Source organism: Bradyrhizobium sp. USDA 3256 (assembly GCF_054058275.1).
In genome coordinates, this window is the sequence record NZ_JBSSAE010000002.1 from 451,026 (window position 1) to 463,155 (window position 12,130).

Annotated in this window: 11 protein-coding genes and 1 pseudogene; 9 read left to right on the plus strand and 3 right to left on the minus strand. The window is 66.8% G+C overall.

All coding sequences use genetic code 11. The features are described 5' to 3' along the window. Window positions 1-36: 36 nt before the first annotated feature. Window positions 37-561, minus strand: coding sequence for a DUF6101 family protein (locus ACVWY5_RS03825; RefSeq protein ID WP_028333042.1), 525 nt, complete (start codon window positions 559-561; stop codon window positions 37-39). Between the two features lie 274 nt (window positions 562-835). Between ACVWY5_RS03825 and ACVWY5_RS03830 the strand changes: the two genes are divergently transcribed. The 6 genes and pseudogenes from ACVWY5_RS03830 (at window position 836) to lpxK (ending at window position 6,431) form a co-directional block, all read left to right on the plus strand. Beyond that, window positions 836-2,224, plus strand: a complete 1,389-nt coding sequence (locus ACVWY5_RS03830) for a TldD/PmbA family protein (protein ID WP_028333043.1) — start codon at window positions 836-838, stop codon at window positions 2,222-2,224. Further along, window positions 2,211-3,020 carry a 3'(2'),5'-bisphosphate nucleotidase CysQ gene (locus tag ACVWY5_RS03835; RefSeq protein ID WP_028333044.1) on the plus strand — a complete coding sequence of 270 codons (810 nt, stop codon included), beginning with the start codon at window positions 2,211-2,213 and terminating at the stop codon, window positions 3,018-3,020. Before ACVWY5_RS03830 ends, ACVWY5_RS03835 begins: the two co-directional genes overlap by 14 nt. A 145-nt stretch (window positions 3,021-3,165) precedes the next feature. Beyond that, on the plus strand, window positions 3,166-3,408 hold the full coding sequence (locus ACVWY5_RS03840) for a DUF4170 domain-containing protein (RefSeq protein WP_028333045.1): 243 nt from the start codon (window positions 3,166-3,168) through the stop codon (window positions 3,406-3,408). Beyond that, window positions 3,405-4,118: a lysophospholipid acyltransferase family protein gene (locus ACVWY5_RS03845; RefSeq protein WP_016848022.1), complete on the plus strand. Its 714-nt coding sequence runs from the start codon at window positions 3,405-3,407 to the stop codon at window positions 4,116-4,118. Before ACVWY5_RS03840 ends, ACVWY5_RS03845 begins: the two co-directional genes overlap by 4 nt. Continuing rightward, window positions 4,081-5,415 (plus strand): 3-deoxy-D-manno-octulosonic acid transferase, encoded by a 1,335-nt coding sequence (locus ACVWY5_RS03850; RefSeq protein WP_038377297.1) that lies wholly within the window; start codon window positions 4,081-4,083, stop codon window positions 5,413-5,415. The genes ACVWY5_RS03845 and ACVWY5_RS03850 overlap by 38 nt, the downstream gene beginning before the upstream one ends. Continuing rightward, window positions 5,408-6,431: pseudogene (lpxK, locus tag ACVWY5_RS03855) on the plus strand (tetraacyldisaccharide 4'-kinase). Before ACVWY5_RS03850 ends, lpxK begins: the two are co-directional and overlap by 8 nt. Before the next feature lie 14 nt (window positions 6,432-6,445). Here the strand turns inward: lpxK and ACVWY5_RS03860 are convergent. Then, window positions 6,446-6,673, minus strand: a complete 228-nt coding sequence (locus ACVWY5_RS03860; protein WP_016848019.1) for a DUF2093 domain-containing protein — start codon at window positions 6,671-6,673, stop codon at window positions 6,446-6,448. A gap of 186 nt (window positions 6,674-6,859) precedes the next feature. On the opposite strand from ACVWY5_RS03860, the gene ACVWY5_RS03865 reads away from it, so the two are divergent. Beyond that, complete coding sequence (locus ACVWY5_RS03865) at window positions 6,860-7,690, plus strand: dienelactone hydrolase family protein (RefSeq protein WP_028333048.1); 831 nt, start codon at window positions 6,860-6,862, stop codon at window positions 7,688-7,690. Here ACVWY5_RS03865 and xseA read toward each other — a convergent pair. Continuing rightward, window positions 7,687-9,309 carry an exodeoxyribonuclease VII large subunit gene (gene xseA / locus ACVWY5_RS03870; RefSeq protein ID WP_028333049.1) on the minus strand — a complete coding sequence of 541 codons (1,623 nt, stop codon included), beginning with the start codon at window positions 9,307-9,309 and terminating at the stop codon, window positions 7,687-7,689. The genes ACVWY5_RS03865 and xseA overlap by 4 nt on opposite strands. A 165-nt stretch (window positions 9,310-9,474) precedes the next feature. Between xseA and purD the strand changes: the two genes are divergently transcribed. Next, window positions 9,475-10,752, plus strand: a complete 1,278-nt coding sequence (gene purD / locus ACVWY5_RS03875; RefSeq protein ID WP_028333050.1) for a phosphoribosylamine--glycine ligase — start codon at window positions 9,475-9,477, stop codon at window positions 10,750-10,752. A gap of 46 nt (window positions 10,753-10,798) precedes the next feature. Then, window positions 10,799-12,124 (plus strand): adenylate/guanylate cyclase domain-containing protein, encoded by a 1,326-nt coding sequence (locus ACVWY5_RS03880; protein ID WP_028333051.1) that lies wholly within the window; start codon window positions 10,799-10,801, stop codon window positions 12,122-12,124. The last annotated feature ends 6 nt before the right edge of the window (window positions 12,125-12,130 follow it).

The following is a 12,130-nucleotide window of genomic DNA, read 5'->3' on the forward strand; positions in this document are numbered from 1 at the left end:
GTTGTGAGGCAAGCTGCGTGCGAAGAAACGCCGAACTCAATCCCGCGCGATGATCTCGCGTTCGCCGCGATGTACGCTGGTGCCGTTACGGCTGACGCCGGCGCGGCGGCGGACCAGGAATTTCGGCCTCCGTGCGCGGATCGCGTTGCGGCGACGGCGGCGCGGGGAGGGCGTCCGCGGCGCCGGCTCGGTCAGTTGCGGGAGACGGAAGATGTCGCTCCACATCTGCCAGGCGGAGCTGATCTCCTCGGCGTCAGAACTGGAGCCGAGCGGAACGCTGAGCGCGGGATCGCGGTGAACCAGCACCAGCATCTGCGCGTCGTCGATGCCGCGCACCGCGACGCCGAGAAAGTCGCTGACGCGAACATTGACCGCCATCCGCATGCCGAGAACGGCACGGCGCAGCACGACATGTTCGCGATGAAGCTCGACCTGCCGCACGCCGCCATCCGCGCGCGCATCCTGCGCGTGGAAGCTGAGCGGAAGGGAAAGAGGGTCGAGCCGCAATGCGCAGCTCGACCCGGCGGAATTGATTCCGCTTGTTGGTGTTTGACGCCTCAAAGCTCTGTCTCCCCGCCGGGATTTTGTTCCCGGTCGTTGGGTGAGAGCCTAGCCGAGCGATGTCCGTTCCCCCTTAAAAAGCCTGGTTAATCCCTCCTCACCTCGTGCCATGATTGACAAGAGGTTGGCCCGCATGATTGACGAAGCCTTGCCCCGATCACTCAAATCTTTGTTGCCTGCCGGCGCAAAGTGCTTGAAATCCCTGTGAAACCGGCACATCTGGTGGATCTGTCGACCTCGTTCCGGGCCCCCCTCAATCCGCAGGAATTCGTTCGTGAACTCTTCACCATCTGCATCGCGACACGGCGATAGCTCCGATCTGTTCGACCAATCGGGCCTGAGCGACCTTGCACAGCGCCTGGTCGATGCCGCAAAGCGCGCGGGGGCCGATGCGGCCGATGCCATCGCGGTGCGCGGCGTCTCGCAGGGCGTCGAGGTGCGCGACGGCCGCGTCGAGGAAACTGAGCGCTCGGAAGGCGATGACGTCGGCCTGCGGGTGTTCGTCGGACACCGCCAGGCGGTGGTGTCGACCAATGACGTCAGCGGCGACGGGGTCGCCAAGCTTGCCGAGCGTGCGGTCGCGATGGCGCGCGTGGCGCCGGACGACAAATATGTCGGTCTTGCCGATCCGGCGCTCCACGCCCACGATTTCCCCGATCTCGATCTGCTCGATCGCAAGGTTCCGAGCACGGCCGAACTGGAGCAGCGCGCGATCGAAGCGGAGGCTGCGGCGCTCGCGGTCAAGGGTGTCACCAAGTCCGGCGGCGCGTCGGCCTCGACCGGCATCGGCGGCATGGTGCTGGTGACGTCGACCGGCTTCCACGGTTCTTATCTGCGCTCCAGCCACGGCATCTCGACGACGGCGATTTCCGGTGAGGGCACCGGCATGGAGCGCGACTATGATTTCACCAGCGCGCCGCATGCCTCCGATCTCGATTCACCTGCTACCGTTGGTCGCAAGGCCGGCGAGCGCGCAGTGGCGCGGGCCAATCCGCGCAAGGTCGAGACCTGCAAGGTGCCGGTGGTGTTCGATCCACGGGTCGCCGGCTCGATCGTCGGCCATCTGGTCGGCGCCATCAACGGCGCCTCGATCGCCCGCAAGACCAGCTTCCTGAAGGACAAGCTCGGCGAGCAGCTGTTCTCCAGGGATATCCGCATCATCGACGATCCCTTGCGCGTGCGCGGCCTGCGCTCGCAGACCTTCGATGCCGAGGGCGTCAGGGTAAAGAAGACGGCGCTGATCGATGCGGGCGTGCTCACCACCTGGGTGCTGGATTCTGCGACCGCACGCGAGCTCGGGCTTGTTACGACTGGTCATGCGCATCGCGGCGTGTCGTCCTCGCCGTCGCCCGGAACCTATAATCTGCATCTCGAGCCGGGTGCGATGACGCCGAAGGAGCTGATCTCCGACATCAAGCAGGGCTTCTATGTCACCGACCTGATCGGCTCCGGCGTCAACGGCGTGACCGGCGATTACAGCCGCGGCGCGTCCGGCTTCTGGATCGAGAACGGCGAGATCACCTATCCGGTCAGCGAAGTGACCATCGCCGGCCATCTGCTGCCGATGTTCAAGTCGCTGGTCGCAGCCAACGATCTGGAATTCCGCTACGGCGTCAATTCGCCGACGCTGCGCATCGAGGGCCTGACGCTTGGCGGACGCTGATACGGACGACTGGACCAAGGCGCGCGATGCCGCCTTGCTGACCAGATCGGTGCAGGAAGCGGGCCGGCTCGCATCGTCGCTGTTCCGCACCGAATTGAAGAACTGGATCAAGGGCGCGTCCTCGCCGGTCTCCGAGGCCGACATCGCGGTCAACGACCTGCTGGAGCAGCAGCTGCGTGCGGCAACGCCCGGCTACGGCTGGCTGTCGGAAGAGAGCGCAGACAACGACGCCCGCCTCGGCAGGCGCTTCACCTGGATCGTCGATCCGATCGACGGCACCCGCGCCTATCTCGCCGGCCGCGAGGACTGGTGCGTCAGTGTGGCGCTGGTTGAAAATGCATCGCCGGTGCTCGCGGCAGTGTATGCGCCGGTCAGCGAGGAATTCTTCTTCGCCGCCCGCGGACAGGGCGCCACCCTGAACGACGGCGCGGTGCATGCAACCGCAGGCAGCGATTTCAACTTTCCGCGGATGGCGGGACCGAAGCCGCTGGTGCAGCGGCTCAGCCCGACGCCGGACGAGATCACGCTCTATCCGCGGATCGGATCGCTGGCGCTGCGGCTGTGCCGTGTAGCACAAGGTCGACTTGACGCGGCCTTTGCAGGCGGGCAAAGCCGCGACTGGGATCTTGCCGCCGCGAATTTGATCGTGCAGGAAGCGGGTGGTAGGATGACTGCGCTCTCGGGGGACGCGATTGAGTACAATCGCCGGGAGGTGACGCATGGGGTGCTGGTGGCAGCAGGACGCGAACGTCATGCACGCATTGTCGAGCATTTTCGCAGCCGTCCTTTGCCGTGAGGCCTCGCCGATCCGCGCCGCGTTTCCGATTGTGACGACCAGACCTGTTGCGACAGCCTTGTGACGACCAGCCTTGTGACGACCAGACCTGTGACGACCACGACTTCATTTGTTTGCCGGGCATCTCGTTAGGAAAAGCACCATCATGTCAGACAATGCCCAGCCCCAGCTGCTTCACCTCGTGATCGGCGGCGAGTTGACCGATCTCGAGCACAACACCTTCAAGAATCTGGACGAAGTCGAGATCGTCGGCGTCTACCCGAACTATGCGACCGCCTATGCAGCCTGGAAGGCGAAGGCGCAGCAGACCGTGGACAACGCCCAGATGCGCTATTTCGTCGTTCATCTCCACCGGTTGCTCGATCCTGACACAAAGCATTCCCATTGAAACGACTTTTTCGCGATCTGCTGCGCAGCGGCTTCGTGCAGCGCGCGCTGGGTGTGCTTGCGGCCGAGTATCTGCGGCTGGTGTGGTACACCAACCGCTTCAGCTACCAGCCGCATGACGTGTACGGGATCGTCGAGCCCCTGATGCCGGCGATCTTCGTGTTCTGGCACGGCCAGCACTTCATGACGCCGTTCATCAAGACCAAGGAGAGCTACCGCGCCAAGGTGCTGATCTCCCGCCACCGCGACGGCGAGTTCAACGCCCTCGCGGTGGAGCGGCTCGGCATCGGCACCATCAGAGGTTCCGGCGATCACTCCGGCGCGTTCCATCGCAAGGGCGGTGTCGGCGCCTTCCTGGAGATGGTTCGGGCGCTGGAAGACGGCTGCAACATGGCCACCACGGCCGACGTGCCGAAGCGGGCGCGGGTGGCGGGCCTCGGGGCCATCATGCTGGCGCGGGAGACCGGCCGGCCGATCGTCCCCTTTGCGATGGTCACCAGCCGATTCATCCGGTTGAAAAACTGGGATTCGACCACCATCAATTTGCCATTCGGGCGCGGCGCAGTGGTAGGTATTGAGCCGGTCTATGTGCCGCCCGACGCCGACGCCGCGACGATGGAAAAGCTTCGGCAGCACGTGGAGGAACTTCTCAACGAAGCGACCCGACGTGCCTATGCAGCGGTCGGGCGGCCGGAGGCAGCGCTTGGCTAGCTCGCTACCGATGACGTTGCGTGTGTACCGCAAGCTGTCGTCCGCGATGGTGCCGCTTGCGCCTGCCCTGATCAAGCGGCGGCTCAAGCTCGGCAAGGAAGATCCCGAACGCGTCGGCGAGCGGCGCGGCGTGAGCGCCGATACCAGGCCGCAGGGCCCGCTGGTGTGGATTCACGGCGCCAGCGTCGGCGAGGTGCTGGCGGCGGCCGGGCTGATCGAGCGGCTGCGCGCGCTCAATTTGCGCATCCTGCTCACCTCGGGCACGGTGACCTCGGCGGCGATCGTCGCCAAGCGCTTCCCGCCCGACGTCATCCATCAATACGTGCCGTACGATTCGCCGCGTTATGTGACGCGCTTCCTCGATCACTGGCATCCGTCGCTGGCGCTGTTCATCGAATCCGATTTGTGGCCGAACCTGATCCTGTCGAGCGCCGCGCGGCGGCTGCCGATGGTGCTGATCAACGGGCGGATGTCGCAGCGCTCCTTCCCGCGCTGGCGCCGGGTCTCCAACACCATCGGCGCGTTGCTCGGCCGGTTCGACATCTGCCTCGCGCAGTCGAATACCGACGCCGAACGCTTTGCCGCGCTCGGCAGCCACAACGTCGTCGTCACCGGCAACCTCAAGCTCGACGTCGCGGCGCCGCCGGCCGATCCGGCCAAGCTGGAGCGGCTGATGTCGGTGACGCGCGGCCGCGCCATCGTGGTTGCCGCGTCGACCCATCCCGGCGAGGAAGAGATCCTGATCGAGGCGCACAAGTCGCTCGCGGGTTTCTTCCCCGGCCTGCTGACGGTGATCGTGCCGCGGCATGCCGCGCGCGGCGAGGCGGTGGCGCGGCTGGTGACGGAGGCCGGCCTGCGCCCCGGCCTGCGCTCGCACGAGGATCTGCCGGTCGCGACAACAGATATCTATGTCGCCGATACGATGGGCGAACTCGGCCTGTTCTATCGCCTCGCGCCGATCGTGTTCATGGGCGGCTCGCTGGTTGCGCATGGTGGCCAGAATCCGATCGAGGCGATCAAGCTTGGCGCGGCCATCGTGCACGGCCCGCACGTGTTCAACTTCACCGATGTCTATGAGGCGCTCGATCGCGCCGGCGGCGCGCGCCGCGCCGATGACCGGGAGGCGCTGGTCAAGCAGCTCGGCCAGTTCCTCGCGGATTCCGCGGCACGCGACAATTCGCTGGCGGCCTCCGAGCGCGTCGTCGAACAGCTCGGTGGCGCGCTGGAGCGCACGGTGATCGCTCTCGAGCCCTATCTGTTGCAGTTGCGGCTCGAGATGGGAGCCGCCAATGCGTGAGCCGGCCTTTTGGCACCGGCCGTCGTCTTGGACATCGCAACTGCTCCAACCGCTTGCCGCGCTTTACGGCGCGGTCGCCGCACGGCGGATGCGGCAATCCGGCGTCGATGCCGGCATTCCCGTGATCTGCGTCGGCAATTACCATGTCGGCGGCGCCGGCAAGACGCCAACGGTGCTGGCGCTGGCAAAATTGCTGCGCGAAATTGACGAGCGGCCGGTGGTACTCAGCCGCGGCTATGGCGGCAGGCTCGCTGGCCCGGTCAAGGTCGATCGCGACAGCCACACGGCGGCCGATGTCGGCGACGAGCCGCTGATGATGGCGGCGTGCTTGCCGGTCGTGGTGTCGCGCGACCGCGCCGCAGGCCTGGCGCTGGCGCGCGCGCAGGACGCAAGCGTGATCCTGATGGATGACGGCTTCCAGAATCCCTCGGTGGCGAAGGATGCTTGCCTGATCGTGATCGACGGCACGCGCGGCGTCGGCAGTGGCCGCGTGATTCCGGCGGGACCGTTGCGCGCGCCGCTGGTGCCGCAGCTGGAACGGACCGACGCGCTGATCGTGGTCGGCGAGGGGGAGCGCGGCGCAAAGGATTGCGGCCGATCTGGCGTCCCGCGGCAAGCCGGTGCTGTCGGCGCATCTGAAGCCGGACCAGGCTTCGCTGGCGGCGCTGAGCGGAACGCGTGCGCTCGCCTTTGCCGGCATCGGCGATCCCGCGCGCTTCTTCAACACGTTGCGCTCAAGCGGCGTCGACGTCGTGCGCAGCAAGGCTTTCGCCGATCATCACGCCTTCACGAAGGAGGAGATCGAAGCGCTCGTTGCCGAGGCGCGTGGCGACGGACTGACGCTGGTGACGACGGAAAAGGATCTCGCGCGGTTGCGTGGTCCGGACGGGATGCCGGCCTGGGCGCAGGCGATCGTGCCGTTCGCGGTGACGCTGCAATTCGACGATGGCGACGCGCTGCGGCGCCTGGTGGCCGATCAGCTGTTCAGGGCGCGGGACAGGAGGCTGCGCAAATGAACCCGGCGTCGAGCCTAGGCCTGCGGCTTGAGGACGCCGGGATGGTGGCGCTGCAGCACGGCCGTCGGGGTGGCGTAGGCTTCCTGCAGATCGACGCTCCAGTACTTCAGCTCGTCGAGCGGAATCCGGACGTCGGTGATGGCACAGCGCACAAAGGTGCCGGGCGAGATCACGCGGAAATCGCCGTCGAGATATTGCACCTGCGCTTCGCCATGGCCCGAGGGACCGAACTTGTTCAGCACGATTGAGCTCTCCGCCTTGCCTCCGACGAGGCCATCTGGATGTCGATGAAACCCTCTATCACAGATAGGGTCTCATGTCCGCCCGTTAAACCACCGACTTGTGATGATTTGGCGGCAGACGCGCATGGTAGCCTTGCGGCCGTGGTCCGCTATGTTTGCGGCGCCATAACGAGCCGGCCGGATCGGATGCGCCTCAAGCCAGTTTTCATGTGCCTCGCCATGCTTGCCGTGCCGGCCGCGGCCGCTTCGCCACTCCCGGCCCCGCATCAGGTCGAGATCCCCGAAGGCAATATCACGCTGCACGCGCAGCTCTACCGGCCCGATGGCGACGGCCCGTTCCCGACCGTGATCGCGCTGCATGGCTGCGGCGGTCTCGCCGGCCGGTCCGAACCGGTCCTGCCGCGCTATCGCGACTGGGCCGAGCAATTGCTGACCACCGGCCATGCGGTGCTGCTGCCGGACAGCTACGGCTCGCGCGAGCTGGGCCCGCAGTGCCGCATCAGGGAGCATCAGGTCCAAACCCGCCGCGCGCGGGTCGCCGACATCAACGCGGCGCGGCAGTGGCTGGTGCAGCAGAAATGGGTGGCGAAGCGCCGCATCAGCCTGATCGGCTGGGGCAACGGCGCCGCCGCTTTGCTGTGGGCGGTGCGGCCGCAGATGTGGTCGCGCAACGTCGAGCCGGATTTTCGCTCGGCGGTCGCATTCTATCCGGATTGCCGCGCCTCGTTCGGCCTCGGCTGGAGCGCGCGGGTGCCGACGTTGGTCCTGATCGGCGCGCGCGACGACGTGACATCGTCATCGGCCTGCCACCAGATGGTCGACGGCGCCCGCGGCCGCAGCGCGCTGGCGCGGATCGTGGTCTATCCCGAGGCCTATCACGACTTCGACCGGCCCAACCTGCCGCTGCACGCGGTCGCGGCCTCCGATGCCGAGATCGCCGAGCGTGGTCACATCGGCACCGATACCGGCGCGCGCAAGGATGCGCAAAAGCAAGTCGCCGAGTGGCTGTCGCGCTAGAACAGACTGCCTTGGTCCACCGGCTTGGTGACGCGCTTCGGCGCCGCCGGTTTCGCCTCGCGCGGCTGAGGCTTCGGCTGGCTCTCGGGCGCTACCGTTGCCGGAGGCTGATTGGCGTCAGCGGTGGCGGCGACGCGGCCATCGGCGAACTCGATCGACAGGCCGGCATTCGGGCCGACCGCCGCGGCGGAGTGCAGGGCGTGGCCGTGCGCGTCGCGCACCAGCGCAAAGCCGCGCGCCAGCACGCCGCGATAGGACAGCGCCGACAGCAGCTGGCCGCTATGGGCGACGCGCGCCTCGAGCCGCTGCATCGTCGTCACCAGCGCACGGCGGGCGCGCTCGGCGAGGCGGTGGGTGCGTTCGAGATCGCGGGCGATGGCGTTGCGCTGGGCCTTGGCGTTGGCGAGCTTCGAGGCCTTGAGCCGGATCTCGAGCCCGCTGAAGCGCTCGCGGCGGCGATGCAGCAGCGCGCGCGCCGATAGCGTGATGCGCTCGCCGGATGCGGTGAGCCGCTGCCGCGCATGCGCGATCTGGCCGCGGAGCACGCCGATGGTGAGGCGCGAACTGCTGGCGGCAAAGCGGCGGAAATGTGCGTGCGTATTGGCCTTCAGCCCGCGCGGCAATCCCGCTGCGAGATGATCGAGCCGCTGCCGCGGGATCGCCAGCAGTTCGTGCGCCGCCGGCAGCGCCCGCGCCGCGGCACGCAGCTCGTTGTGGCGGGCCTCCTGGGCGCGCTGCCAGCACACCATGGTGCGGCGGGCGAGCGCCTGAACCTCGACGAACAGCTCGCTGCGTACCGGCACCGCCATCTCGGCGGCCGCGGTCGGCGTCGGCGCGCGCTTGTCGGCGACGAAGTCGATCAGCGTGATGTCGGTCTCATGGCCGACCGCCGAGATCAGCGGGATATGGCTCTCGGCCGCGGCGCGGACCACGATCTCCTCGTTGAACGGCCAGAGGTCCTCCAGCGAGCCGCCGCCGCGCGCGACGATCAAGAGATCAGGCCGCGGGATCCTGCCGCCCTCCGGCAGCGCGTTGAAGCCGCGGATCGCGGCCGCCACCTGTTCCGCCGAACCGTCGCCCTGCACCTTGACCGGCCAGACCAGCACGCGGCGGGGAAAGCGGTCCTCCAGCCGGTGCAGGATGTCGCGGATCACGGCGCCGGTCGGCGAGGTGACGACGCCGATCACCTCGGGCAGCCAGGGCAAAAGCTGCTTGCGGGCCTCGTCGAACAGGCCCTCGGCGGCGAGCTTCTTCTTGCGCTCCTCCATCAGCGCCATCAGCGCGCCGACGCCGGCGGGCTCCAGCGAATCGATGACGATCTGGTACTTCGAGGAGTTCGGATAGGTGGTCAGCTTGCCGGTGGCGATGACCTCGAGGCCCTCCTGCGGCTTGAAGCGCATCCGGGCGTGGGCGAACTTCCAGATCACGGCCTCGATCTTGGCGCTCTCGTCCTTCAGGGCGAAATAGCAGTGGCCGGAGGAATGCGGGCCGCGAAAGCCGGAAATCTCGCCGCGGACACGGACATGGCCGAAGCGGTCCTCCACCGTCCGCTTCAGGGCGGAAGAGAGTTCCGAGACGGTGAATTCAGGCGCGTTGACGAGATTCGGAGCAGCGGTCATCTGATCTATAGAATCGGGGTTTTCGACCCCGTGTGCAAGGTCCGGACGCCGCGTTTCAGGCGTCGAATCACATATCCACATCTGATCGAACCGCGTGTTGCTGCGGTTCGGGAGCGTGCTAAACCGGACGAAATGGCGTTACAACCCCTCTGATCGGCGACACAGATGAACATCCTCCTGCTCGGTTCCGGTGGCCGCGAACATGCGCTGGCGTGGAAGATCGCCGCATCCCCGCTGGTGACGAAACTCTGGTGCGCGCCGGGCAATGCCGGGATCGCGCGCGAGGCCGAATGCGTTGCGCTCGATGTCGCCGACCATGCCGCGGTGATCGAATTCTGCCGGGGCAATGCGGTCGAACTGGTGGTGGTCGGTCCGGAGACGCCGCTCGCCGCCGGGATCGTCGACGACCTCGTCGCGGTCGGCATCAAGGCGTTCGGGCCGAGCAGGCAGGCCGCCCGGCTCGAGGGCTCCAAGGGCTTCACCAAGGACCTCTGCAGCGAGTTCGACATTCCGACCGGCGCCTATCGCCGCTTCGACAATGCGAAGGACGCGGTGGCCTATGTCCGCGCCCAGGGCGCACCGATCGTGGTCAAGGCCGACGGGCTTGCGGCCGGCAAGGGCGTCGTGGTGGCGCAGACGCTGCCCGAGGCCGAGGCCGCGATTGCGATGATGTTCGAGGGTGCGTTCGGCTCGGCCGGCGCCGAGGTCGTGATCGAGGAATTTTTGTCGGGCCGCGAGATCAGCTTCTTCGCGCTGTGTGACGGCGAGACCGCAATTCCGCTGGCCTCGGCGCAGGACCACAAGCGGGTGTTCGATCACGACAAGGGGCCGAACACCGGCGGCATGGGCGCCTATTCGCCGACGCCGTTCGTGACGCCTGAGGTGCACGACCAGATCATGGCGCGGATCATCCTGCCGACGGTTGCCGGGATGAAGAGCCGCGGCACGCCGTTCAAGGGAGTGCTCTATGCCGGCGTGATGCTGACCGCGCAGGGCCCAAAACTGTTCGAATACAATGTCCGCTTCGGCGATCCCGAGTGCCAGGTGCTGATGCTGCGGATGATGTCGGACATCGTGCCGGCCTTCCTCGCCTCGATCGACGGGCAGTTGAAGAATTTCGACCTGCGCTGGTATCCGGACCCGGCGCTGACGGTGGTGATGGCGGCGAAGGGCTATCCCGGCGACTACATCAAGGGCACGCGGATCGGCGGCCTCGATGACGCGGCCAAGGTCGAGGGCGTCGAGATCTTCCACGCCGGCACGGTGGCGAAGGATGGCGCAATCATCGCCAATGGCGGCCGGGTGCTGAACGTGTGTGCGATGGGCAAGACGGTCACCGAGGCGCGCGACCGCGCCTATCAGGCGATCGATCGCATCAAATGGCCGGACGGATTCTGCCGTCGCGACATCGCCTGGCAGGCGGTCGAGGTGGAGAAGGGTTGATCGATCCGGCCTCAGCGGCGACAATGGCGCGCCCCGGGGCCTTCGAATGACCGATTTCAGACTGCCCGAGACGCACTACGCGCAAAGCGCCGACGCGAGCATCGCCTATCAGGTGATGGGCGATGGCCCTGTCGACATCATCCTTGTCCCCGGCCTGTTCTCGCACATCGAGTTCATGCACGAGATGCCCGGCTACACCGCCGTACTGCGCCGCCTGTCGCGTTTCGCCCGGGTCGTGACCTTCGACAAACGCGGACAGGGATTGTCGGATCGGATGACCGGCGCGCCCTCCCTCGAGCAGCGCATGGACGACGTCCGGGCCATCATGGATGCCATAGGCTCCGCGAAGGCGGTGTTGTTCGGCTTCTCCGAGGGCTGTCCGATGAGTGTGCTGTTTGCAGCAACCTATCCGGACCGCGTTTCGCATCTCGTTCTGCTCGGCAGTTTTGCCCGCTCGAAGGACCGCCAGCCGGACGACGTGTGGCAGCAGCGCTGCGACGAGATCGTGCAGAACTGGGGTTCTGGCGACACGGTCAAGACTGTCGCGCCGAGCCAGGCAACGAATGCAGAAGTGATCGCGCAGATCGCGAAATTCGAGCGGCTGTCGAGCAGTCCGGGAGCGTTGCGGACGCTGCTCGTTCTCAATCGCGCGATCGACGTCACGACGATCCTGCCGATGCTCCAGACTCCGACGCTTGTCCTGCATCGGACCGGTGATGCCCGCGTTCCCGTGGCGCTCGGCCGTGCCGTCGCGCGCTCGATCCCCGGCGCGAAATACGTGGAATATCTCGGCTGCGATCACTACTACTGGGTCGGCGAGACCGAGGCGATGCTCGGCGATGTCGAGGAATTCGTCACCGGCCATCGCGATGGTGGTGATGCCGAACTCGACCGAGTGCTTGCGACCGTGCTGTTCACCGATATCGTCGATTCGACCCGCAGCGCCGCGACGATGGGAGATCATCGTTGGCGACGTCTGCTCGACGATCACGATCAACTCGCGCAGCAGATGGTCGGCCGCCATCGCGGCCATCTGGTGAAGAGCACCGGCGACGGCATTCTGGCGACCTTCGACGGTCCCGGCCGCGCCGTACGCTGTGCGCTGGCGTTCGGCTCGGCCGCGCGGCAGATCGGCCTGCCGGTGCGAGCGGGCCTGCACACCGGCGAGATCGAGGTGAGGGGGGCGGATATCGGCGGCATAGCGGTCCACGCCGCGGCGCGCGTGATGTCGCAGTGCGGCTCGAACGAGGTGCTGGTGTCGCGCGTGGTGACCGATCTGGTCGCGGGCGCCGGGTTGAAATTCGCCGAGCGCGGCGCGTTCGAGCTGAAGGGACTGCCCGGGACATGGGAGCTGTTTGCGGCGAGCGGCTAGGTTCGC

What these genes read in the sequence shown, in the direction of transcription:
- ACVWY5_RS03880 (WP_028333051.1), top strand. Translation starts at nt 10,799, where the DNA reads ATGACCGATTTCAGACTGCCCGAGACGCACTACGCGCAAAGCGCCGAC.
- ACVWY5_RS03850 (WP_038377297.1), top strand. Translation starts at nt 4,081, where the DNA reads ATGCAGCGGTCGGGCGGCCGGAGGCAGCGCTTGGCTAGCTCGCTACCG.
- purD (WP_028333050.1), top strand. Translation starts at nt 9,475, where the DNA reads ATGAACATCCTCCTGCTCGGTTCCGGTGGCCGCGAACATGCGCTGGCG.
- xseA (WP_028333049.1), bottom strand. Translation starts at nt 9,309, where the DNA reads ATGACCGCTGCTCCGAATCTCGTCAACGCGCCTGAATTCACCGTCTCG.
- ACVWY5_RS03840 (WP_028333045.1), top strand. Translation starts at nt 3,166, where the DNA reads ATGTCAGACAATGCCCAGCCCCAGCTGCTTCACCTCGTGATCGGCGGC.
- ACVWY5_RS03865 (WP_028333048.1), top strand. Translation starts at nt 6,860, where the DNA reads ATGCGCCTCAAGCCAGTTTTCATGTGCCTCGCCATGCTTGCCGTGCCG.